Annotated in this window: 17 protein-coding genes and 1 pseudogene; 11 read left to right on the top strand and 7 right to left on the bottom strand. The window is 66.8% G+C overall.

Features of this window, described 5'->3' with window-relative positions; all coding sequences use genetic code 11:
- The first annotated feature begins 3 nt into the window (after positions 1-3).
- Together glmS and GKE62_RS03105 are read left to right on the top strand one after the other, a co-directional pair.
- A complete protein-coding gene (gene glmS, locus GKE62_RS03110) occupies positions 4-1827 on the top strand; it encodes a glutamine--fructose-6-phosphate transaminase (isomerizing) (RefSeq protein ID WP_154690966.1) in 1824 nt (607 codons plus the stop codon).
- A 145-nt stretch (positions 1828-1972) separates the two neighbouring features.
- Entirely contained in the window at positions 1973-2308 is a 336-nt protein-coding gene (locus tag GKE62_RS03105; RefSeq protein WP_230206882.1) for a GFA family protein, read from the top strand.
- On the opposite strand, the gene GKE62_RS03100 is transcribed toward GKE62_RS03105, so the two are convergent.
- Complete coding sequence (locus GKE62_RS03100) at positions 2300-3658, bottom strand: cytochrome P450 (protein ID WP_195908570.1); 1359 nt, start codon at positions 3656-3658, stop codon at positions 2300-2302. The two genes, GKE62_RS03105 and GKE62_RS03100, sit on opposite strands and share 9 nt — an antisense overlap.
- Before the next feature lie 91 nt (positions 3659-3749).
- Between GKE62_RS03100 and GKE62_RS19615 the strand changes: the two genes are divergently transcribed.
- The gene (locus GKE62_RS19615; RefSeq protein WP_370516050.1) at positions 3750-4373 is read left to right on the top strand and encodes a hypothetical protein; all 624 of its coding nucleotides are present in this window, start codon (positions 3750-3752) and stop codon (positions 4371-4373) included.
- Positions 4337-6106 carry a putative bifunctional diguanylate cyclase/phosphodiesterase gene (locus GKE62_RS03095; RefSeq protein ID WP_370516049.1) on the top strand — a complete coding sequence of 590 codons (1770 nt, stop codon included), beginning with the start codon at positions 4337-4339 and terminating at the stop codon, positions 6104-6106. The genes GKE62_RS19615 and GKE62_RS03095 overlap by 37 nt, the downstream gene beginning before the upstream one ends.
- A gap of 148 nt (positions 6107-6254) precedes the next feature.
- Here GKE62_RS03095 and purQ read toward each other — a convergent pair whose 3' ends face one another.
- Together purQ and purS are read right to left on the bottom strand one after the other, a co-directional pair.
- On the bottom strand, positions 6255-6935 hold the full coding sequence (gene purQ, locus GKE62_RS03090; RefSeq protein WP_154690963.1) for a phosphoribosylformylglycinamidine synthase subunit PurQ: 681 nt from the start codon (positions 6933-6935) through the stop codon (positions 6255-6257).
- Positions 6932-7177: a phosphoribosylformylglycinamidine synthase subunit PurS gene (gene purS / locus GKE62_RS03085; RefSeq protein WP_154690962.1), complete on the bottom strand. Its 246-nt coding sequence runs from the start codon at positions 7175-7177 to the stop codon at positions 6932-6934. The genes purQ and purS overlap by 4 nt, the downstream gene beginning before the upstream one ends.
- Positions 7178-7296: 119 nt before the next feature.
- Between purS and GKE62_RS03080 the strand changes: the two genes are divergently transcribed.
- Complete coding sequence (locus GKE62_RS03080) at positions 7297-8643, top strand: peptide MFS transporter (protein ID WP_154690961.1); 1347 nt, start codon at positions 7297-7299, stop codon at positions 8641-8643.
- Between the two features lie 11 nt (positions 8644-8654).
- Here the strand turns inward: GKE62_RS03080 and GKE62_RS03075 are convergent, their stop codons facing one another.
- Both GKE62_RS03075 and purC read right to left on the bottom strand, forming a co-directional pair.
- On the bottom strand, positions 8655-11450 hold the full coding sequence (locus GKE62_RS03075; protein WP_154690960.1) for a pitrilysin family protein: 2796 nt from the start codon (positions 11448-11450) through the stop codon (positions 8655-8657).
- A 57-nt stretch (positions 11451-11507) separates the two neighbouring features.
- A complete protein-coding gene (gene purC / locus GKE62_RS03070; protein WP_154690959.1) occupies positions 11508-12293 on the bottom strand; it encodes a phosphoribosylaminoimidazolesuccinocarboxamide synthase in 786 nt (261 codons plus the stop codon).
- A gap of 393 nt (positions 12294-12686) precedes the next feature.
- Here purC and GKE62_RS03065 point away from each other — a divergent pair.
- A pseudogene (locus GKE62_RS03065) lies at positions 12687-15477 on the top strand (TonB-dependent receptor).
- 90 nt (positions 15478-15567) lie between these two features.
- Entirely contained in the window at positions 15568-17871 is a 2304-nt protein-coding gene (locus GKE62_RS03060; RefSeq protein ID WP_154690958.1) for a 1-acyl-sn-glycerol-3-phosphate acyltransferase, read from the top strand.
- Between the two features lie 35 nt (positions 17872-17906).
- Here the strand turns inward: GKE62_RS03060 and GKE62_RS03055 are convergent, their stop codons facing one another.
- Together GKE62_RS03055 and GKE62_RS03050 are read right to left on the bottom strand one after the other, a co-directional pair.
- The gene (locus GKE62_RS03055) at positions 17907-18737 is read right to left on the bottom strand and encodes an alpha/beta hydrolase (protein WP_154690957.1); all 831 of its coding nucleotides are present in this window, start codon (positions 18735-18737) and stop codon (positions 17907-17909) included.
- On the bottom strand, positions 18727-20283 hold the full coding sequence (locus tag GKE62_RS03050; RefSeq protein WP_154690956.1) for an HAD-IB family hydrolase: 1557 nt from the start codon (positions 20281-20283) through the stop codon (positions 18727-18729). The genes GKE62_RS03055 and GKE62_RS03050 overlap by 11 nt, the downstream gene beginning before the upstream one ends.
- A gap of 140 nt (positions 20284-20423) precedes the next feature.
- On the opposite strand from GKE62_RS03050, the gene GKE62_RS03045 reads away from it, so the two are divergent.
- The 4 genes from GKE62_RS03045 to GKE62_RS03030 all read left to right on the top strand — a co-directional run bounded on the left by GKE62_RS03045 (position 20424) and on the right by GKE62_RS03030 (position 23846).
- Positions 20424-21914 (top strand): phospholipase D-like domain-containing protein, encoded by a 1491-nt coding sequence (locus GKE62_RS03045; protein WP_154690955.1) that lies wholly within the window; start codon positions 20424-20426, stop codon positions 21912-21914.
- A gap of 19 nt (positions 21915-21933) precedes the next feature.
- On the top strand, positions 21934-22542 hold the full coding sequence (gene folE / locus GKE62_RS03040) for a GTP cyclohydrolase I FolE (RefSeq protein WP_154690954.1): 609 nt from the start codon (positions 21934-21936) through the stop codon (positions 22540-22542).
- A gap of 149 nt (positions 22543-22691) precedes the next feature.
- The gene (gene tolQ / locus GKE62_RS03035; protein WP_154690953.1) at positions 22692-23402 is read left to right on the top strand and encodes a protein TolQ; all 711 of its coding nucleotides are present in this window, start codon (positions 22692-22694) and stop codon (positions 23400-23402) included.
- Positions 23403-23846, top strand: coding sequence for an ExbD/TolR family protein (locus tag GKE62_RS03030; protein WP_154690952.1), 444 nt, complete (start codon positions 23403-23405; stop codon positions 23844-23846). It begins immediately after the preceding gene.
- Positions 23847-23855: the final 9 nt, after the last annotated feature.

Here is a 23855-nt window from a genome sequence, read left to right as displayed (position 1 = left end):
AAAATGTGCGGAATCATTGGTATCGTCGGTTCAAAGCCCGTTGCGGATCGTCTGGTCGATGGGCTCAAGCGGATGGAGTATCGCGGCTACGACAGCGCCGGGGTCTGCACCGTTTCTGGCGGCGAACTGATCCGCCGCCGTGCGCCAGGCAAGTTGCTCAACCTCGTCGCGGTTCTGGATCGTGATCCGGCGGCCGGTGCCACTGGCATCGCTCACACCCGCTGGGCGACCCACGGTGCTCCGACCGCCGCCAACGCGCACCCGCACGCCACCGAGCATCTGGCGCTGGTCCACAACGGCATCATTGAGAATTTCAAGCCGCTGCGCGAGGCGCTGACCGCGCGCGGCCGAACTTTCACCAGCGATACCGACACCGAAGTCGTCGCGCACCTCGTCTCCGAGCGCGTCGAGGCGGGGGACAGCCCCGAGGATGCGGTCAAGGCCGTCCTCCCCCAATTGCGCGGCGCCTTCGCGCTGGCGATCGCGTTTCGCGCACATGACGATTTGCTGATCGGCGCGCGGCTCGGCTCGCCACTGGTGGTCGGATACGGTGAGGGTGAGACCTATCTCGGCTCCGACGCGCTCGCGCTCGCCCCGCTGACCCAACAGATCTGCTATCTCGAGGAGGGCGACTGGGTCGTAATCCGCAAGGGCGGCGCGCAAATCTACGACGCAGCGAACAATCGCGTCGAACGCCCCACCGTCCATTCCGGCGCGAGGGCGGCGGCGATCGAGAAGGGCGAATATCGCCACTTCATGCAGAAAGAGATCTTCGAGCAGCCCACGGTGGTCGCCCAGACGCTGCGCAGCTACATCCGCCAGGTCGACCAGTCGGTCGCGCTGCCGCAGTTCGATTTCGACCTGTCGCGCGTCAGCAGGGTAACGATCGTCGCTTGCGGAACCAGCTTCTACGCCGGGATGGTCGCCAAATACTGGTTCGAGCACTTCGCGCGGCTGCCCGTCGACATAGATGTCGCCAGCGAGTTCCGCTATCGCGATCCGGTGCTCGAGCCGGGCGGGCTGGCGCTGTTCATCTCGCAGAGCGGTGAGACCGCCGACACCCTCGCCGCGCTGCGCCATTGCAAGGCGGCGGGGCAGACGATCGCGGTGGTCGTCAACGTGCCGACCAGTTCAATGGCGCGCGAGGCCGATCTGCTCCTGCCGACCCACGCCGGACCCGAGATCGGGGTCGCCTCGACCAAGGCCTTCACCTGCCAGCTTGCGGTTCTCTCGGCGCTCGCCGCGCATTTGGCCGTGTGCCGCGGGCGAATGACCCGTCAGGAAGAGCAAGAGGTCGTCCACCACTTGGTCGAAGCCCCCGCTGCGCTTAACGCCGCGCTCGCCCACGACGCAGAAATCGCGGGCATGGCCCACCTCATCGCTCCGGCGCGCGACGTACTCTACCTGGGCCGCGGCGCGGACTATCCGTTGGCGCTCGAAGGTGCGCTGAAACTCAAGGAAATCAGCTACATTCATGCCGAAGGCTATGCCGCCGGCGAGATGAAGCACGGGCCGATCGCGCTTATTGACGAGGCCGTCCCTGTGATCGTCCTCGCGCCGTCGGGCCCTTTGTTTGAAAAGACCGTCAGCAACATGCAGGAAGTCCGCGCCCGAGGCGGCAAGATCGTCCTGATCTCCGACGCCGCCGGGCTGACCGAGGCGGGCGAGGGCTGCCTCGCCACTATCGAGATGCCGCGCGTTCACCCGCTGATTGCGCCACTGGTCTATGCCATTCCCGCACAACTTCTGGCATATCACGTTGCGGTCGCCAAAGGCACCGACGTCGACCAGCCGCGCAACCTGGCGAAGTCGGTCACGGTGGAGTGACGGGATATGGAAACGGTCGAAAGCGCGCTGTACCTGCTGATCGGGATCGGTGTGGCGCTGATGATCGCGGGGCTGATCATCATGCGGCTGCAGAAGAGGAAGCTCTGAGCGCGTGCCTCTAAGCGGCGGGTGCCATTGCGGAGCGGTGCGATTCGCTATCGCCGCGCCGCCGCCCGTTGCGCTGCTCGACTGCAACTGCTCGATCTGCACGAGGACCGGCTACCTTCACTGGATCGTGGCCGAGGCGGACTTCGAACTGGAGCGCGGCGCAGAAGTGCAGGTGTCGTATCGCTTCGGTACCGCCACTGCCGAACATCTGTTTTGCGGAATCTGCGGGGTGAAGTCGTTCTACCGCCCGCGCTCGCATCCCGGTTCGTGGAGCGTCAACTGGCGGTGCGTCGATCACGTCCATAGCCTTGCACCCGCGATCGAGCCGTTCGACGGGCTCAACTGGGAAGCGGCGCGGGATAGCCTAGGCTAGTAATTCCGCGCGCAAGATGATCCCGCCGCGCGGGCGCAGGGTGACTGAGCCGTAAGGATCGGGTCGCCAGCCCGGGGGCACACTGAAGCGCCGCGCAGCGAGCCAGCGGGCGAGGATCAAAAGCGCCTCGACAGTGGCAAACCGGGCGCCGACGCACACGCGCGGTCCGCCGCCGAACGGGATGAATTGAAAGCGATGCTGCCTGGCCTTGGCTTGGGGGGCGAAGCGGGTGTGGTCGAAGCGGTCGGGATTGGGCCACAGCGAACGATGCCGATGGATAACCCACGGCCAGATCGAGATCAGGTCGCCTTTCGCGATGTTCACGCCCGACAGCACATCGCCGGCCAGCGCCTCGCGATCGAAGCGCGGGGCGGGGGGATAGAGCCGCATGGACTCCTCAAGGATCTGGTGCAGCAGCGGCATCGCCGCGGCGCGCTCCGCAACCGGCAGCGCGAGCGCGGCGACTGCCTCACTGCGCGCTTCGTCCTGCAGCGCGGGCTGCGCGGCAAGACAATAGATCGTCCAGGCAAGCGCGTTGGCGGTGGTCTCGTGCCCGGCGACGAAAAACGTGATCGCGTTGTCGACCGCTAGCTCGACGGCCTCGTCGGGTGTGAACTGGCCGTGGAGCGCGCGGATCAGGCCGCCGAAAAAATCGTCGCCCCCGCCTTCGGGCCCACGCTCGCGGACGAGGTCGCTCAGGGTCTTGCGCAGCCACGCGCGGCTGACCCGGGCGCGGCGCATCCCGGGCGAAGGATCGAGTTCCTGCAAGCCGAGCATCGTCATGAAGCGCGCTTGCCCGGCCGCGGCCAGCAGAGTCTCGATGTGGCGCGCGCCGGCCGGGTCGCACAGCCGCGCATCGCCGCCGAACAGCGCATCGGCGATGATCGCCATCGTCGTGCGGGTGGCGGCCTGGGCCAGGTCGAGTCGCGCATCGCGCTGCGGCCAGTCGGCCACCTCGCGCTTCGCCGCCGCGTCCATCAGTGGGGCCATCGCGGCGACCGCGCCCGGCGCAAACGTCGGCGCGACGATCCGCCGCTGCTTGCGCCAGTCCTCGCCCTCCGCCGACAGCAGCCCGTTACCGACCAGCGGGCTGAGAATCCGCCGGGCGATCCCCGGCCGCTCGTAGTTAGCCTTGTTCCCAAGCAGTACCCGTTCGACCGCGGCGGGCTGCGAGACGATGTGAACGGTGAATCCGAGAACGCGGCGAGTGCGGATGTCCGCGTCGAACGCTGGTTCGGGCCAGCCATAAATCGTGTTGCGCAGGCGCTCGCCGAAGAACCCGCGCCAAACCGGGACCCAGTCGGGCGTCCGCATCGGCTGGACAGGTTCGAAAAGCGGGGCGGTGGCCATGCGGCAATGTCCTGAAACGGGGCGACATTTTCCTATCATCGCTGGCGCGGGTTTTACAGGACGATAACCTTTGCACCGTATCCCTCGTCGCGTGAGACCTTCCCGCACGCCACCCGCCGCGCTGCCGCGCGACCTCCCCACGCTGGCCGTGCTCGGCTTGAGCAACCCGGCCGAAGGCGATTGGGGACGGCTGCGCGGGCTGCAATACGCCAGTCTCGTCAAAGTCGGTATGGTCCGCCTGGCTGTCCATATGATTGCCGCGCTGATCATAGCGCTCACCTATTTCGCGGTGATTCAGCCTTGGTTTCTGGGCGGATGGGTGGCCGCGTTGGCTGCGGTCCTCTATTACGGGGCGCGGTTCGACCGCAGCGTGGGTGATGCCGATCGCCGCCGCATGTCGCGCGAGGAAATCAACCAGCATACCGTCAGTTCGGTCATCGCGGCGCTGGTATGGATCATCCCGATCGTGTTCTTCGCGCCCAAGGGGACTGAACTCGACCGGCTGACCCTGTGGACCGTGCTGGCCATGCTGATGACGGGATCGGCGGTGGCTTTCGCCGCTGTTCCTCTGGGAGTGTTGGTGTTCAGCGGGATCGTCGGCGGCGCAGCCATCGCCAGCTTCGCGCTGACTGGAGATTATTTGGTGGCGGTTATGGGGGGGCTTACCTGGCTATCATCGTGCTGGGTACCATCGAGTCGGCGCGCAATTTTCTGACGGCGCGGGTCGCCGAATCGAGTGTCACCGAGAAGAGCGAAGTCGTCTCGCTGCTGCTGCGCGAGTTCGAGGAGGGCGAGGCCGACTGGCTGTGGCAGATCGACACGTCGCGCCGGGTGCGCAGCGTTTCGCCTCGCTTCGCCTACGCCCTCGGCCTCGATCCCGAGGACATCGGCGGCAAGCCGTTTCTCCAGCTGATCGCCGGGCAATCGTGGGAGACCGGGCAGTTCCACACCAGCCTCCACGATCTGTCCGAGCGGATCAAGCGGCGCGAGAGCTTTTCCAACCTGCTGGTCCGGGTGACGGTGCAGGACGTGAACCGCTGGTGGGAGCTTTCGGGCACGCCGAAGCTGGACGAGAACGGAGTGTTCGACGGCTTCCGCGGGGTCGGCTCGGACGTCACCCAGCAGCGCGAATCGTCCGAGAAGATCGCCTACCTGGCGCGCTACGACACGCTGACCGGCCTGCCGAACCGGCTGATGCTGACCGAGGCGGTCGGCGATGCGATGCGCTATGCTGAGCAATGGCGGACCCGCTGCGCGTTCCTCATGATCGATCTCGACCGGTTCAAGGCGGTCAACGATACGCTGGGCCACGTCGTCGGCGACCAGTTGCTGAGCCTGGTGTCCGAGCGGCTCAAGCGGCTGATCACCGACAACGAACTGATCGGCAGGCTGGGCGGCGACGAGTTCGCGATCGTGATCCGCGACGCGTCGGACATCCACCGGGTCGGCAATGTCGCGCGGTCGGTCATCGAATCGCTCTCGGTGCCTTACGAGGTGGATCACCACACGCTGTTTGTCGGGGCGAGCGTCGGCTCCGCCTATGGCCCGCGCGATGGGGCGACCGTCGAGACCCTGATGCGCAGCGCCGACCTGGCGCTCTACCGCTCCAAGGACGAAGGCGGCGGGCGCCACTTCAGCTACGAACCCGCGCTCCACGCCCACGCCGAAGAACGCCGCAAGCTCGAATTCTCGCTGCGCCGCGCGCTGGAACGCAACGAATTCCTGGTCCACTACCAGCCGGTAGTCGACGCCACCAACGAAGGCGTGGTCAGCTTCGAGGCGCTGCTGCGCTGGAACAGTGCCGAGCACGGCTTCGTCAGCCCGGCGAAGTTCATTCCGCTGGCCGAGGACACCCGCCTGATCGTGCCGATCGGCGAATGGATCCTGCGCGAGGCGTGCCGCGAGGCGATGCGCTGGCCGTCGCACGTCAAGGTGGCGGTCAACGTTTCGGGCGAACAGCTGCTCGACCCCAATTTCGCCGCCACCGTCGTCGGCGCGTTGTCGAGCAGCGGGCTGTCGCCCAACCGGCTCGAGGTCGAGGTTACCGAAAGCATCTTCATGCGCGACGGCACCACCGCGCAGCATACGCTGGAGCAGCTTCTCGCGCTGGGTTGCGGGATCGCGCTCGACGATTTCGGGACCGGTTATTCCTCGCTCGGCTATCTTCGCAAAGTCCGCTTCACCACGATCAAGGTCGATCGCAGCTTCGTCCAGGGCGCGGCCAAGCGGTCGGCAGAGAGCCTGGCGATCATCCGCGCGGTGGTGGCGATGGCCGACAGCCTCGAAATGAGCACGACCGCCGAAGGCGTCGAGACCGAGGAAGAGCTCGAGACCGTCCGCCGGCTGGGCTGCAAGAAAGTTCAGGGCTATTTCTTCGGCCGTCCGATGATCGCCGCCGACGCCCGCGCCTTGTTCGCGCCCGCAGGGCTGGAGCGCGGGGCGGCCTAAGCCGTCGAGTAAGCGCAACCCATTCCTCCCCTGCAAGGGGAGGTGCCCCGAAGGGGCGGAGGGGTATCAACGCTGGCGTCGTCACCCCTCCGTCAGCCCAAGAGGGCTGCCACCTCCCCTTCCAGCGGAGGAACGGACATCGTTGGACTCAAGCCCCGACCAGCGCCCCCACCACGCTTTCGAACAAGGCGCGCCCATCGGATCCGCCGTGGGCCGCTTCGATCGCGCGTTCGGGATGCGGCATCATGCCAAGCACGTTGCCCTGGGTGTTCAGCACGCCGGCTATCCCTCGCGCCGAGCCGTTGACGGGCTCTGCATAGCGGAACGCGACCCGGCCCTCGGCCTCCAGTTTGTCCAATGTCGCGTCATCGGCGAAATAGTTGCCGTCGTGGTGCGCGACGGGGATTGCGAGCCCTTGTCCCGCGGCATAGCCCGCGGTGAACAGCGACTGGCTGGTCTCCACGGTCAGCGCGACCTCGCGGCAGACGAAGCGGATGCCGGCGTTGCGCATCAGCGCGCCGGGAAGCAGGCCCGCCTCGGTCAGCACCTGAAACCCGTTGCACACCCCCAACACCGCCACGCCGCGGTTGGCCGCTGCGACCACAGCCTGCATGATCGGGCTGCGCGCCGCCATCGCGCCCGAACGCAAGTAGTCACCATAGGAAAAGCCGCCGGGCAGGGCGATGAAATCGAGCTTGTCCGGCAGTTCCGCATCGCCATGCCAGACGCGGTGGACCGTGCCGCCGCAAACCTGCTCGATCGCCACCGCCATGTCGCGGTCGCAATTCGATCCTGGAAAAGTTACGACAGCGGCGCTGAAATCGGTCACGCGACCGCCTCCGCCACCTTTTCGATCCGGTAGTTCTCGATCACCATGTTGGCGAGCAGCTTGCGGCACATCTCGTCGAGCGCGGCATCGCTAGTGTCGTCGGCGACGTCGAGCTCGATCAGACGCCCGGCGCGGACATCGCGCACCCCGGCGAAACCTAAGCCCTCGAGCGCGTGATGGATCGCGCGGCCCTGCGGGTCGAGGACGCCGTTCTTGAGACTGACGTGGATGCGGACCTTCATCGCGGTAGGCTCCCGTGGTGGTCGGTTGGGGCGCCTATGCCGGGCGAGCGACCGCGGCGCAATGCTTGCGCTGGCCCGGCAATAGCTTACGCCAGGGCTTTCGGTGGGGAAAACCGGCGATGGCGGACGCGCAAGGCAGCAAGGGCGATCTGTTCGGCCATCCGCGGGGGCTGACCGTGCTCGCCACCACCGAGATGTGGGAGCGGTTCTCGTTCTACGGAATGCAGGCGCTGCTCATGCTCTACATGACCAAGCACTTGCTCCAGCCCGGAGTCGCGCCCGACGTGTTCGGGCTGGCGGCGTTCCGCGGCGGGCTGGCGGCGATCGTCGGACCGATGACCGACCTGGCCTTCGCGGCGCAGACCTTCGGGATCTACTCGGGGCTGCTCTACGGCACCCCGCTGATCGGCGCGTGGCTGGGAGATCGGGTGCTGGGCAAGACCCGCACGATCACCCTGGGCTGCCTGCTGATGACCGCCGGGCACCTGACGATGGCCTCGGAGCACTGGTTCCTGCTCGCGCTGGCGCTGATCGTGACCGGCGCGGGCGGGGTCATCGGCAACATGGCGGCGCAAGTCGGGCTGCTCTACGCGCCCGACGATCACCGCCGCACCCGCGCCTTCGGCATCTATCTGATCACGCTCAACATCGGGGCGCTGGTGGCGCCGCTGGCGATCGGCACGGTGGGTGAGAAAGTCGGCTGGCACTATGGCTTCGCCATCGCGGGCGTTGGCATGGGAATCGGGCTGGCTACTTATCTCGTCGGGCGCAGGCACCTTCCGCCCGATCGCCTGACCCCGCGGCAGGAGCGGACGCGGCTGACGGCCGCAGAGTGGCGCAGAGTCTGGGGAATACTGTTCCTGCTGTTGCCCTACACCATCTACGGCATCGCTTCGTTCCAGGCCTACGGCATCATGTTCGTGTGGGCCGATACGGCGGTGAACCGCACCGTCCTGGGGTGGGAGGTGCCGGTCACCTGGATCGGCATCGTCGATGGCGTGCTCACGATCCTTGGGGTGGTGGTCGCCAATCGCGTGTGGCTGACGCTTGCGCGCCGCGGACGCGAGCCGACGGACTTCGCCAAGATGATGGTGGGTTATCTGGGGGTGTCGGCGGCGTTCTACTTCGCCGCGGCGATCGCCACTTTACCGCTGGTGCCGGTCATTCTGTGGATCGTGTTCTTCCTGATCCTCGACCTCAGCTATGGCTGGACCGAGCCGCCGATCCAGTCGCTGATCTCGCGCGATTCTCCACCCGCGGTCAATGCGACGATGATGGCCATCATGAAGGCCACGACCATGGTCTCCTATTTCGTGCTGGGCTGGATGGGTCGGTTCTACGAGCCGCTCGGCCCGCCGCTGTACTGGGCCCTGGTCGGAACCACGGCATTGTCCGCCGTCGTCGTGCTGATCGCCACACGCGCGCCGCTGCTGCGCTTGCTCGAGCCTGACGAGCGGCGAGATTAGAGCATCTGGCTCTAAGGCTTCGCGCCCTTGGGCAATACGATCAGTTCGACCGCACGGCCCGGCGCCAGGTAACGCCGCGCCAGCTCCTGGACGTCCTTGGCGGTAACCGCTTTCAACCGTTCCTGGAAGCGCGCGTAGCGTTCGATCAGGTCCGCCTGGCTTTGCGCGCGATCGACCAGGTTCATCCATCCGCCGTTGGTCTTGAGCAGGTTGGCGTTTTCCTCGGCCAGAGGGGCGAGCGCGCGGGCGAGTTCGTCCGCGCTCACTGGCTTGTCGCGCAAGTCCCTGACGATCTGGGCGATGGCCGCGCGCGTCGCGGCGACGTCGGTCACGTCGACCGAGGCGGTGACGGTGAATTCGCCGTATCCGGGATAGGTCCGCGAGAGTCCGCTCGAGGCCGAGGGCGAATAGCTCTTGCCCAGCTTTTCGCGGATGCCGTCGGTCAGTTCCAGCCTTACGACGCGCTCCAGGGCTTCGAGTTGCATGGATTCGATCGGATCGGCATCGTCGCGGGTCGGCCAGACCAGGCGGACGACCGCCTGGCTGGGGTCTCCGGTGTGGCGGATGATCGTTTGGCCGCGCTTGGACGTGAACACGCGTTTGCGGGCGTCCGGATAGGGCTGGAATGCGGGCTCGCGCGGCGGCAGCGCTCCGAACGTCTTTGCGACCAGCGCGATACCCTTGTCCTCGTCGATATCGCCGACCAGCCCGATCTCGATCGCCCCGTGCGCCAGCCGCTCGCCGATGTCGGCCTTCAGCTTGGCGAAGGTCAGCGTCTGGTAAGCCTCGGGCTTGCCCAGCGAATAGCGCGGATCGTTGTCCGAGATCACCGCGCCCTGGCCGTTGGCGAGCGCCGCCCCGGGGGTGGCGAAGGCCTGGGCGAAGAAGTTGGCGATGTTGAGCCGGTATTGCTCCTCGCCCTCGGGGCGATAGCCGGCATCGGCGACATAGGCGGCGAGCAACTGGAGTTGCAGTTCGAGATCGGCCGGGGTTGTGACCGCGCGCGAAGAGAACGTGTCCCCACCCGAGGCCAGCCCGCCGCCGACGGTCCGGCCGGCCAGGATCGATTGCAGCTCGTCCTGACTGTGCTTGCCCAGGCCGCCGACGGACAGGAACGGGGTCATCTCGGTCGCCAGCGGATCGGCCCTGGTGTTGAGCATGTCGCCGCCGTCGATCGCCAGGCTCATCCGCACGCGGTCCTGCTCGAGCGCGGTCTGCTTGAGGTTGAGCATCACCCCGTTGGCGAAACGCACGGTGCGGATGCCCAGCAGCGAATCGCGGGTGTCGGAAACGACCGTGCCCGGTGTGCCGAAATCGGTGTAACCCCAGCCATCTTCCGCGCCCGCGGCGCTCCGCGTCGACTTGATCCTGGCCGCCTGGTTCCACGCCTGGCGGATCGCCGCGGCGCCGCCGGCGGGCTGGGTCCGGCCCTGCAGCCTGATCAGGGGGTCCTTCAGCGGCACCGCTTCCACGCGCATCGCGGCCATCACCGCCGCGGGCGTTATCGAAGGCGCGAACGCCTCGAACCGTTCGTGCGAGCTTTGCGGCGTGGTCGGGACCTGCTCGTCCTCGACCAGCGCGAAGGCGGCGGCGACCAGGGCCGCGTTCGTCCGGGTGTTGGCCGCGCGCGCGGCGTTGAGCGAACGGGCGCGGACGTTGGCGACCTGCTCGGCCACTTCGGCGGCGGTGAACCCGAATTTCAGTGCGCGGCGGTATTCCTGCTCGGCGGCGATCAGGCCGCGCTGCCACTTGCCGTCGACGACATCGACGATGAGGTTGGTCGTACGGCCGATCTTGAACACGTCCGAAGTGCCGACCCCCGCACCGCGAAACGGCGGATCGACCTGCCGGGCGGCCCGTTGGAGGCGGCGATTGACGATGCCGTAGCCGATTTCGCGAAGCAGCGCGGCGCGACGGTTGGCCATCGTGTCGGGCTCGTCCAGATACGGACCATGGCGGGAAACGGTGACCCGTTCGGACAGCGCCGGGTCGATGAACACATCGGTCGCGTTCTTCTGCGCGGGATCGACTTTGCCGGGATCGGGACGCGGCGTCGGCGTGCGCGCGGGCCAGCCGCCGAACCGGGCGACGATCTTCTGTTCGACCGCCGCCGGATCGAAATCGCCGATCACCACCAGCGTGGTGTCCGCTGGGGTGTATTCGCGCGCCCAGAAGGCCTTGAGGTTCGCGCCGTTGGCCTTGTTGAGCGTTTCCACCACCCCGATCGGGAGCCGTTTGGGATACCGCGCGTCGGGATAAAGGAACGCGAGCTGATCCTCCAGATTGCGCCGTGAATAGGTCAGGCTGTCGCGCAGCTCGGACAGCACCACGCCGCGCTCGCGCGCGACCGCGGCATCGTCGAACTTCAGCTCGCTGGCGGTTTCGCGCATCAGCATCAGCGCGGTGTCGAGCAGCTTGGGATCGTTGCGCGGCAGGTCGAGCTTGTACTGGGTCTGCTCGAACCCGGTCGAGGCGTTGGTATCCGCGCCGAACGCCAGCCCGTTGCGCTCCAGCAAATGGACCATCTCGCCCTCGGGCACGTTGGTCGATCCGTTGAACGCCATGTGCTCGACGAAATGGGCATACCCGCGTTCGTCGTCGCTTTCGTCGAGCGAGCCCGCCTCGATCTCCATCCGCACCAGCGCGGTGCCTTCGGGGCGCCGGTTCTGGCGGATGATGTAGCGCATCCCGTTGGCCAGCTTGCCGAACCGGAACGCGGGATCGGCCGGGAGGTCGCTGGCCTGGAACGCCCAGTCGGGCTTGGGCGCGGGGGAAGGGCGGCCGTTTCGCGCGGGACGGCCGCGCATCCTCCCGCCAGTGTGAGTGCAACGAGCGCGACGAGCGCGCGACGCAGGCTCATCGGGCTATTTCTTCCCCCGCAGCTTGCGGTGGTGCGACAGGTCGAACACTTCGCTCGGCCCGCCGTCTTCCTGGAGCAGGCCGAGCCGCCGGGCGACTTCCTGGTAGGCTTCGCTCTCGCCGCCCAGGTCGCGGCGGAAGCGGTCCTTGTCGAGTTTTTCGCCGGTGGTCATGTCCCACAGGCGGCAGCCGTCGGGGCTGATCTCGTCCGCCAGGATCACCCGGGCGTAGTCGCCGTCCCAGATCCGCCCGAACTCCAGCTTGAAGTCGATCAGGCGGATGTTGATCGTGGCGAACATGCCGCACAGGAAATCGTTCACCCGGATCGCCATCGACGACATGTCGGCCATCTCGTCGTTGTTCGCCCAGCCGAAACAGGCGATGTGCTCCTCGCCGACCAGCGGATCGCCCAGCGCGTCGTCCTTGTAGTAGTATTCGATCAGCGTGTGCGGCAGCGGCTCGCCCTCCTCGATCCCCAGCCGCTTGGACAGGCTGCCCGCGGCCACGTTGCGGACCACGACCTCGATCGGGATGATCTCCACCTGGCGGATCAGCTGCTCGCGCATGTTGAGGCGGCGGATGAAGTGGGTGGGGATGCCGATGTGCGACAGGCGGGTGTAGACGTACTCGCTGATGCGGTTGTTGATCACGCCCTTGCCGTTGATCGTCCCACGCTTCTGCGCGTTGAACGCGGTGGCGTCGTCCTTGAAATACTGGATGATCGTGCCCGGCTCGGGACCTTCGTAGAGGATCTTGGCCTTGCCTTCGTAGATCTGGCGGCGGCGGGACATGGGCACGTGCTTTCTGCAATCGAAACGACAAGCCCCGGCGCCGATGCGCCGTGAAAACGGCGGCGTCGGAAAGGGCCGGGGCGTTAGCCTGCGGCTATAGGCGAAGGGGGGGCAAACGCAAACGCGCGGGGGCGAAGCAGGTTCGACGCGCTCGTCTTGGCCGACTCGACCCCTGGCGACTGAAGCTATTTTGCAACAGCCCGCGGCCCCCGGGCCACCGCGCTGGCGTTGAGCGTTGACTGTTCCTGTCAACCGTCACAATTGCCATGCGATGCACCGGCGGGAACACGCCGGGCACGGGCACGGGCGGGGGTGGCCAAGCGCCGCGGGTTACGACCCTCCTCCTTCCGGGATTCAATGGGGCTGCGGCCCCACCGCAGGGGAATATTTCACATGGCAAAATCGGCAATTCGCACCGCAGCCTCGCTCGCTGCCTTCGCGCTGGCTTCAGTGGCGGGCGTCCCCGCCTTCGCTCAGGACACCGCCGCGCCGCAGAATGCCGATGAGGAAGCCGCACCGTCCGGTCCCGACATCATCGTCACCGCGCAGGGCCGCTCGCAGCAACTCGCCGACGTGCCGGTCGCGATTTCGGCCGTGAACTCCGAAACGCTCAAGAACAGCGGCGCCAACGACATCCGCCAGCTCAACCAGGTCGCGCCCTCGCTGCTGGTCTCGTCGACCGGATCGGAAGCCAACGGCTCGGCGCGTATCCGCGGCATCGGCACGGTTGGCGACAACCCCGGCCTCGAAAGCTCGGTCCCGGTGTTCATCGACGGCGTCTATCGCTCGCGTTCGGGCATCGGCCTCAACGAGCTGGGCGAACTCGACCGGATCGAGGTTCAACGCGGCCCGCAGGGCACGCTGGGCGGGCGCAACTCGTCGGCCGGCCTGATCAGCATCTATTCCAAGAAGCCCGCATTCCAGTTCGGCGGCACCGGCGAGCTGACCTACGGCAACTACGACTACATGCGCGCTTCGGGAAGCGTCACCGGCCCGCTGAGCGAAACCATCGCCGCCCGGCTCGACGGCGTCTACGTCAAGCGTGACGGCTTCAATCCCGATCCCGCCAACAACACGAAGATCAACAACCGCAACCGCTATTTCCTGCGCGGCCAGCTGCTGTTCGAGCCGACCGACGCGCTGAGCGTGCGCCTGATCGGCGACTACACCTTCCGCCGCGAGCGGTGCTGCTCGGCAACCTATGTCGATGCTTCGGTCAACCCGTTCATCGGCGACCTCAACTTCCCTTCGACCCCGCTGAGCCCGTTGCAGCAGAACGGCAACAACATCATCAACGTGCTGCGCGATCTCGGCCAACCGCTCGCCGGACTGACCCCGGGGCATGACCGCACCGCCTATGTCACGCCCGGCCGAAGCTTCTTCGGCAAGACCAAGGACTACGGCGGCTCGGCCCAGATCGACTACGATTTCGGCAACGCCAAGCTGACCTCGATCACCGCCTATCGCGAGTATCGCTCGGGCCAGGCCGGCGACGTCGACTACAGCGCGGTCGACATCCTCTACCGCGCGCCGAGCAAGGATCTCTATCGCCAGTTCCACACCTTCACCCAGGAAGTGCGCCTTCAGGGCGAGGCGTTCGGCGGCAAGCTCGATTGGCTGATCGGCGGCTATTACGCCGACGAGCGGCTGAAGGTGCAGGACAACCTCAAGTTCGGCAACCAGTACGGCCGCTTCGCGACCTGCCGCGTCGTTTCAGGCGGAGGGCTGGCCGGATTCTATGCTCCGACCGCGGCGGGATGTCTGTCGCCGACGGGCCGTGCGGTCGTCGGCAGCGGCGCCGCGACCGGTGGTTCAGCGGTGCTTGGGGGAGCGCTGTTGGCGGCGATCGATCGGCTGGAGACGCTCAACAACCTGGGCAGCACGCTCGACATGTATGGCCAGAAGGATCGCAACTATGCGCTCTTCACGCACAACATCATCCACGTCACCGATGCGCTCGATCTGACGTTGGGCGTTCGCTATACGAACGACAAGAAGAAGCTCAACACCACGTTCGGCAACAACAACACGGTTTGCACGGCGCAGCAGGCCGCGCTGACCCCGTTCCTCTCGACATTGGGTGCAACCGCCGTCGGCCTGATCGGGCTCTCTTGCCAGGGTAACTCGACCGCCGAGCTCAACGGCGTCAACATCCGGGACAAGCGCAGCGAGGACGAGTTCACCGGCACCGCGATCCTCTCGTACAAGGCGACCGACGACTTGCTGCTCTACGCCAGCTACGCGCGCGGCTATAAGGCAGGTGGGTTCAACCTCGATCGCTCGGCGCTGAAATCGCCCACCGCGACGTTCGCGTCGGTCGGCGGCGCGCAGGCGCTAGTCAAGAACCTTCAGTTCGATCCTGAGAAGGTGACCAGCTACGAACTGGGCGCGAAGTACGCGACCGGGCCGTTCAGCGCCAGCCTGGCGCTGTTCCGCTCGGAATTCCGCAGCTTCCAGCTCAACACCTTCAACGGCACGGTCTTCCTCGTCCAGAACATCAACGGTTGCGATGCGAACCTGGGCGTGACCGACAGCGATCAGAGCCTGTCCGCCGCCGGCGCAAACTTCAACGCCGCGGCGGCCACTACGGGCGCCTGCGCCAAGAGCGACGTCAGCTATGGCGTGCGTGCGCAGGGTGTGGAGCTGGAGACCTCGATCTCGCCCGCGCGCAACTTCCGCGTCGGGTTCGGCTTTACTTACGCCGACACCAAATACCGCAGCGACCTGGTCGGCAACAAGACCGGCGCACCGCTCGATCCCGCACTGCGGTTCCTGCCGGGCAAGAACCCTGTCGAACGCGCCCAAGTACGTGGCGACCAGCAGCGTGACCTGGACGCCGGACATCGGCGACAGCGGACTGTCCGCGCTGTTCTATGTCGATGGCCGCATGAGCAGCGACTACAACACGGGCTCCGACCTGTTCCCGCAGAAGATCCAGGACGGGTTCGCGCTTTTCAACGCTCGCGTCGGCGTGCGCGGCCCGGACGAGAAGTGGTCGGTCGAGTTCTGGGGTCAAAACATCTTCCAGAAGCACTATGCCCAGGTCGGATTCAACACGCCGTTCCAGGCGGGCACCACCTCGGCCCCGTTCGTCGATCCGCAGTATCCGGGCGGGCGCCAGATCTTCTCGCAGTTCCTCGCCGAACCGCGCACTTATGGCGTGACCCTGCGCGGCAAGTTCTGATCTGAATGGCAAGTCCGGGGCGGATTGTTCCGCCCCGGGCTTGCGCTTTCCATCGTTCGACCAATCCTCCACGGGGGAGGGGAGCAGGCGATGAGCGGGGTGTCCAGGGCAGTCGCCGACGTCGCGCCGGATGCGCCTCCGCGGATCGTGCTTGGCGCTGCTCGCGGCGCAACCGAGCGCGAACTGCTCGAAAAGATTTTCGCTGCTTCGGGCTCGCGGCTCTTTCTGTTCGATCGTCAGACCGGTCCCGCCTCCGACGCGGTTGCGCGCTTGGTCGCCTCGCTCGACGATGACACGGCGGTGCTCGCCCCGGTTCGGATCGCGTGGCTGCCGCCGAAAAACAACCGGTTGCTGGCCCTGGGCGATCCGCGCAATCCCTCCGAACGCCTCAAGCGTCGGCTTATCGCCAGCGGAGACACCAGCCGCTGGAACCTCGCCGAAGCCGAACCCGCCGCACTCGGGACCCTGCGCGCGCGGTGGAAGCAGCGCACGGGTGGTGGAATCGACAGCGACTTCGCCGGGTTTGTCGCGCGCCAGGCCGAATTGTCGCTCGAACGCGCCGAAGTCCGGGTCCAGGGCCGCCGCTACAAAGCGCCGCGGATCACGCCCGAGGATGTAGCGGCCACGCCGGGTTATCGCGAGGGCGTAGCGCGGCTGGCTGACGAACTTGGGCGATCCGAAGGCGAGATCGCCGCCGAAGCCGCCGGCTACCTCCACGAACTGCGCACCGAGCGTAGCCCGTTCGTGCTCGACCGGATGATGCGGTTTTTCCGCTGGGGCTATGCGCGGGCCTACGGGGAGATCGACCTCGTGCCGGGCCAGGTCGAGGCGCTGGAGCCGCTGCTGGCGCGCTATCCCGCGCTGATCCTGCCCAGCCACAAGGCCAATCTCGACGCACCGATCGTCGATACCGTGCTGTGGGAGCACGGCCTGCCGCCGCCGACGCTGTTCGCCGGGATCAACATGAGCTTCTGGCCGATGGGGCCGCTGATGCGCAAGGCCGGGCGGATCTTCGTACGCCGCGGGATCACCGGCAACCCGGTCTATCGCTTCGCGCTGCGCGAATACCTCGCCTACATGATCGAGCGGCGGTTCAGCCTCGAATGGTTTCCCGAAGGCACCCGCTCGCGCACCGGCAAGCTGCTTCCGCCGAAGCTGGGGCTGATGACCTACGTCGTCGATGCCTATCGCCAGGGCAGGGTCGAGGACGTCAAGCTGGTCCCGATCGCGGTGGTCTACGACCAGGTTTACGAGACCGCCGATTTCATTCGCGAGGCGCGCGGCGAGGTCAAACCGGCCGAGAGCTTTCGCTGGATGCTGTCGTATCTGCGCGCGCTGCGGCGGCCTTATGGCAAGGCGTATCTCCGTGTCGGCGAACCGCTGTCGATGCGCGAGGCGCTCGGGCCGCCCGACCCGGCACTCGATGCAAAATCGCCCGAGGCGCTGCTGGCGATGCAAAAACTGGCGCTGGCGGTTTCTTGGCAAACCAATCAGGTTACTCCGATCACTGGAATCGCGCTGGTCTCGTTCGCACTGCTAGCGACCGGCGGCAGGGCGGTGCCGCGGGCGCGGCTGGAAAGGTATGCCGGGCTGGCGGTCGCCCACGCCCGCGCCCGCAGCCAGCCGCTGGCCGACAGCGCGCAGTTGGACGAGCCCGGCAGGCTCGATGCCGCGCTCGACGCGCTGATCGGATCGGGCGTGGTCCTGCGCCACGATACCGGGCACGAAACGGTCTATGGCATCGGCAACGACCAGCACATCGCAGCGGCGTTCTATCGCAATTCGATGCTCCACTTCGTGCTCGACCGGGCGATCGGCGAGCTATCCGTGTTGACCGCCGCCGAGCGCCCGCCGCGTGAGCGTGAGCAAGCGTTCTTCGCCGCCGCGGTGCGCAGCCGCGAGGCGCTCAAGTTCGAGTTCTTCTTCCGCGAGCGGCCCGCCTTCGAGCGCGCGCTGGGCGAGGAGATGGACCTCGTCGCGCCCGAATGGCGCGAGCATCTGCGCGCCGCGGTCACCCCCGAGGAGTCCTTCCGCGCAATCTTCGCCGGGGTCGGCACCGCGCACTCGGTGATGCGCGCATTCGTAGAGGCCTATGCGCTGGTTGCCGAACTGTTGACCCGCGCGCCGGTGGATGCGCCTGCCGACCGTGAAGCCATCGTCACCGCGGCGGTCGGGCTGGGCCGCCAGCACTTGCTCGAACAGAAGCTGCGCAACCCCGAGGCGGTTTCGCGCCCGCTGTTCAAGACCGCGCTGGATCTGGCCGCGAACCTGCGTCTGACCGATCCCGGCCCGGACCTGGCCGAACGCCGCGCCGCATTCCTGGCGCGGCTGCGCGAGACCGCCGCGACGCTTGAGCTGATCGAGGGAATCACGCGCGAAACGCTGGAGGGTTGAGCGCCAACGGCGCGTTTGGCATCGAGGATGTCGCCCTATCGCGCCGGATGCGCCTCCAGCCAGTCCGCGGTCAGTGCAAGCACCTCATCGCGTTCGGGTTCGTTGAAGATTTCATGGAACAGGCCGGGCCAGATCCGGATGGTCTTGTCCGCGCTGGCGATGCCCTGGAACAAGGGCGCGGCATCGACCGCCGAAACCAGCGCGTCGGCATCGCCGTGCATCAGCAGGCACGGCACGGTCAGCGATCCGACGCGCGCCGGGTACGAGCGGATCGCGCGGAACATCTCGTACGCGGTGCGTGCCGGAATCTTGCCGCGAAACACCTGGGGATCCGCCTTGTAAGCCGCGACGACTGCCGGATCGCGGCTGACCCCGTCGGCGTCGAGCGCGATCATCCCGGTGTGCGGGGCGATCGCCGAGACCAGCGCCAGCAGCCAGCGCTGCACGAAGGGCAAGGCGCCGCCGATTGCCGGGCCGGACAGCACCAGCCCGGAAAGCTTGTCCTGGTGGTTCAGCGCATAGTTGAGCGCCAGCGATCCGCCCATGCTGTGGCCGATGAGCTTGACCGTCGCCAGCCCGCTGTCCCGGCGGACCTTGTCGATCAGCGTGTCGATGTCGGCGTCGGCCTGGGCGAACCGCTCGATCACCGCGCGCGCGCCCTCGGACCGGCCGTGGCCATGGTGGTCGAGCGCGTGGACCGCGAACCCGCGCGCGGTCAGGAATCGGGCCACCGCATCGTAACGCCCCGAATGTTCGGCATAGCCGTGAGCGACGACCACGTGATCGCGCGGGGTTCCCTCGGGAAGCCAGCTTTGCGTGAATATGCGCCGCCCGTTCGCGCCGGTGAACTCCGCCTCAGTCGCCATCGGGCCAGCTTTCCAGCGTATCGAGATACATTTGCCGCACGTCCGCCATGTGCCGGTCGATCGTTCGGGCGCTCCACGCGCCGGTTTGCACCGGAGGCAGCACCGCGATGTCGACGGTGCCGCTCCGCATCAGCGTGGCGTTGCGCCCGCCGACGTCGAGCGCGTTGCGGATGACGATCGGCACCAGCGGCACCCCCGCCTGCATCGCCATGTGGAACGGCCCCTTCTTGAACGGCCCCAGCGGCACGGTCATGTCGCGCACGCGGGTGCCCTCGGGCGCGACCATGATCGAATAGCCCTGCTCGATCAGCTCGGTCACCGGCCGCAGCGCCTTGGCCGCCTCCGCCGCGCTGCCGCCGCCGCGCTCGACGAACGCCACCGGCATGAACTGGGCCATCATCCGCGTGATCGGGTTGGTCTTGAGCTCGGCCTTGCCGATCGCGGCGAGATCGGTGCGGACCAGCGCGCCGACGAAGAACGCGTCGAAGTTGTTGCGGTGGTTGAACAGGAACACGGCCGGGCGCTGCGCCCACAGGTTCTTCTTGCCGACCACGTTGAGCTTGACGTTGCTCGCCAGCAGCACCGAATCCGCCCATGCGGGCAGCGCCATATTGGCCCCGGCGCGCTTGTCGCGGGTCATCATCCCCCAGGCGAACCCGGTGTAGAGCAGCGGCATCAGGCTGAACAGCCCGGTGGCGAAGCGGGTCAGCAGCTCGGGCGTGGCTTTGCCCCGGCTCTCGTGGCGCAGCACGCCCCAGCCGTTGGCCTTGGCCGCTGCCGCCAGCGCGCGGCCGGGGTTGGTCGGCACCGGGTGGCCGACCGCCTCCATCAGCCCGATCTCCTCGTCGCCGTCGGCGTAGAACCAGGTGTCGGCGAGCTTGCCCTTGCGCTGGCGCACGAACGATCGGACCGCGGCTTCCTTGCCCGGCCCCCACATCTGCGGTTCGAGCAACTTGCCGGTCAGCACCCCCTGATCATCGGTTTCGCAGACCGATGTCATGACGTTCTCCACGCCCAGGAATCGCGCGGTCGGCTCGACCTGGAAGCGCGTCGCCGAACTGGCGATGGCGATCGTATGCCCGGCCTTGCGATGGGCCATGAGGATCGCGACCATCTCGGGATAGACCTTGTCCGCAAGGGACTTGTCGAACAGCTTCTCGCCCAGCGCCTCGAGGGCGTCCTCGCGCTTGCCCTTCCACTTGCCGATGGCTTGCGCGAGCAGGTCCTGCATCTCGATCGCTCCGGCCACCGACCGGGCCATCGCGGTCATCGCCTCGGCCAGGTCGAGCGCGCCCATCTCGCGGCGGCGCAGCTGATGCTGGAAGAAGACGCTGGCGGAATAGCCGTTGATCAAGGTGCCGTCGAAATCGAACACCGCGATGGTCTTCGGACCCGGCGGCGCGGCGGCGATCGCTTCGAGCACTTGGGCGACATCGAGCCGGGCCGCGCTGCGCCGCGAGGTGGCCGCCTCGGCGAGTGCTTCGGCAGCGTCCTGGCGCGCTTCCGCGCGGTCGGCGGCACCCGGTTCGGACGGTTTCCTGGCCATGCGACGATCTTCCCCTCGCGCCAACCTTGCAGTCTTCGGCCCGGCGGGCAAGCGCGCGCGGAACGAACCTCATCCGGCACAGTTGCGCAATCGAGCAAAACGGCGATAGCAGGAGCCGAGGTCGCGAACGGGGGAGTTGCATGGGTGAGGCGCCGGAATCGAAATCGGTCTGGCGTTACGGCAAGGCTTCCAAGGCCCACGTCATCGTCGATTGCGCGGAGTATTTCCGCTGGATTCGCGAGGCGATGCTCAATGCGCAGTGCCGCATCCTGCTGATCGGCTGGGATTTCGATACCCGCATCGACCTGACCATCCGCAAACCTGGCGCGAAACGCCGCCGCGGCGATCCGCCCGATCGGGTTGGCGATTTCATTCCGTGGCTGGTCAAACGCCGCCCGGGCCTGCAGGTGCGGGTGCTGAAATGGAACTTCGGCGCGATGAAGATGTTCGTGCGCGGACGGATGCCGCTCGACCTGGTGCGCTGGTGGATGACCCCGGGGATCGACTTCAAGCTCGACAGCGCGCACCCGCTGGGGTGCAGCCACCACCAGAAGATCGTAATCATCGATGACACGTTCGCGGTTTGCGGCGGTATCGACATGACCGGCGACCGCTGGGATACGCCGGAGCACATCGAGGACGACCCCCGCCGCCGTCGCCCGAGCGGCAAGTCCTATGGCCCATGGCACGACTGCACGATGGCGATGGAGGGGGATGTCGCCAAAATCCTCGGCGATTACGGCCGCGAGCGCTGGGAACAGGCTGGGGGCGCGCCGATGGACGCCTGCCCGCCCGTCGACGCCTCGCCGTGGCCGGAAGGACTCGTCGCCGAACACCGAAACGTCGAGGTCGGCCTCTCGCGCACTCGCGCGGCCTACAATGACGTCGCCGAGACCCGCGAGGTCGAGGCGCTGTTCGTTGAGCAGATCGGGCGCGCGAAGCGGTTCATCTACGCCGAAAGCCAGTATTTTGCATCGCGCGTTGTCGCCGAGGCGATCGCGCTGCGCCTCAGCCAACCCGATCCTCCTGAGATCGTCCTGATCAACCCCGAGACCGCCGAGGGCTGGCTCGAACAGGCGGCCATGGACGGTGCGCGGATTCGCCTGATCGCCGCGATCCACGAGCGCGATCCGGCGATGAGGTTCAGCATCTGGTGCCCCTATGGAGCGAAGGGCACCCCGATATACGTCCATTCCAAACTGATGATCGTCGACGACGAAATCGTCCGGGTGGGCTCGGCCAACTTCAACAACCGTTCGATGGGGCTCGATAGCGAATTCGACGTGTTCATCGACGCGGCGCGCGCGGGCAGCGAGAGCGCCGGCCCGGCGATCACTGCGCTGCGCCACAAGCTGCTCGCCGAACATACCGGACAGACGCCGGAAATCGTGGCCGACCTGCTCGCCACGAACAAGTCGATGGCCGGGATGCTCGATGCACTGCCCAAGGGCGGCAAGTGTCTCCGCCGCCTCGAGCTTCGCGAATTGACCGAGACCGAGTTGGCGATCGCCGACAGCGAGGCACTCGATCCCGAGCGTCCCGAGGAAATGTTGCCTTTCTATAAGAAGGGCCGCGGGCTGTTCCGCTCGCGCATTCTGCGGCGACCCAAATTCATGATACGCCGAAATTGAATAAGAGAGGGGAAAGACGATGAGCAGCCTGATCGCACCGGACGAGGACGTCGAACGCGGCAAAGTGCCGGTTCCGATGGAGGTGCAGGAGGCTATCCGCACGCTGATCCGCTGGGCCGGCGACGATCCGACCCGCGAAGGCCTGCGCGACACCCCGAAACGGGTCGCCCGGGCCTGGAAGGAATACTGCCTCGGCTATGGCGAGGATCCGGCGATCCACCTCAGCCGGGTGTTCGAGGAAGTCGGCGGTTACGACGAACTCGTCCTGCTCAAGGACATCCCGTTTCAGTCGCATTGCGAGCATCACATGGCCCCGATCATCGGCAAGGCCTCTATCGCCTACATGCCGACCGACCGCGTTGTCGGCATTTCCAAGCTCGCCCGCGTGCTCCACGGCTTCTCGCGGCGGCTTCAGGTTCAGGAACGCCTGACTGCCGAGGTGGCCAGGTGCATCTGGGAAAACCTCAAGCCCCACGGCGTGGCGGTGGTGATCGAAGCCTCGCACAGCTGCATGACCGCGCGCGGGGTGAGGACGCCGGGAGTGGAGATGGTCACCAGCAAGCTGCTCGGCTGCTTTCTCGACGACAACCGCAGCCGCAAGGAAGTGCTGAGCCTGATGGGGTACTGAGAGACGGAGGTGCGGCGGGTCGAGCCCTGCCGGCGCTCACGCGCGCAGAAGTTTGCGGTGCAAGGTGGACGCTCGGGCGCTTAATTGGTTAATGGGCGGACCATCACGCCGCTCGACCCGCCCACAGATCACCGGAACTCCCCTACTTTATGAGCATTTTCGCGACCCTCGCGGTCACCGCTTCCACCGGTACGCCGACGCATCTCGATCCGATCCGGCTGTTCCTCGATGCCGACATCGTCGTGCAGGCGGTCATGGCCGGGCTGCTCCTCGCCAGCATCCGGGTGTGGACGATCATCGTTTCGTTCAGCCTCAAGCTTGGGAGCGTCCGCCGCCGCTCAGCCGCGTACGAGGCGGGGTTCTGGGAAGCGCGCGACATCGACGCGTTCCACAAGGACAGCGGTAGGGGCGACGTCGCCTCGGCAAGGGTCGCGGGGGCGGGGCTGGCGGAGTGGCGGCGCTCCACTCAAGGTCCCAAAGTCGACCGCGAGGGCACCCGCCAGCGGCTCGCCCAGGCGATGGAGATCACCGTCGCCGAGGAAAGCGACCGGCTGGCGCAGCGGCTGAATTTCCTCGCCACGGTCGGTTCGGTGGCGCCGTTCGTCGGCCTGTTCGGCACCGTGTGGGGGATCATGAACAGCTTCTTCATGATCGGACAGCAGCAGAATTCGTCGCTGGCGGTGGTCGCGCCGGGGATTTCGGAGGCGCTGTTCGCCACCGCGATCGGCCTTTTCGCGGCGATCCCGGCGGTGATCGCCTACAACCGCTTTTCGCACCGGGTGAACACGCTGGAGGCGCAACTCCAGCGCTTCGCCGACCGCTTCCACGCGACGCTCAGCCGCGAACTGGATGCCGGGTAGATGGCGATGGGACTGGCCGCGGGCGGAAGAGGCCGCCGTCGCCGCCGCGGGCGCGCCCCGATGGCGGAGATCAACGTTACTCCGCTGGTCGACGTGATGCTGGTGCTGCTGATCATCTTCATGGTCACCGCGCCGCTGCTGGTCGCGGGCGTGCCGGTCGACCTGCCCGAAAGCCGCGCCAACGCGCTCGATCAGGAGGCCAATCAGGTGACGCTGGCCATCGACAGGCAGGGCCGGGTGTTCCTTGACGATGTCCCAGTCGCACCAGTGGAGCTGCCACAACGTGTCGATGCACTGCGTTGTGCGGGCCGTAGCGCCGCAGAACGTCCGTTGATCACGCTGCGCGCCGATCGCGGGCTCGACTACGGACGGGTGATGGCGGTGATGGGCGAGCTCAACCGCGCCGGGTGCAACAGCGTCTCGCTGGTCACGCTCGCAAGATGAGTCACTGGC

This window comes from Novosphingobium sp. Gsoil 351 (genome assembly GCF_009707465.1).
Taxonomy (GTDB): Bacteria; Pseudomonadota; Alphaproteobacteria; order Sphingomonadales; family Sphingomonadaceae; genus Novosphingobium.
This window is presented reverse-complemented; position numbering and strand designations above follow the sequence as displayed.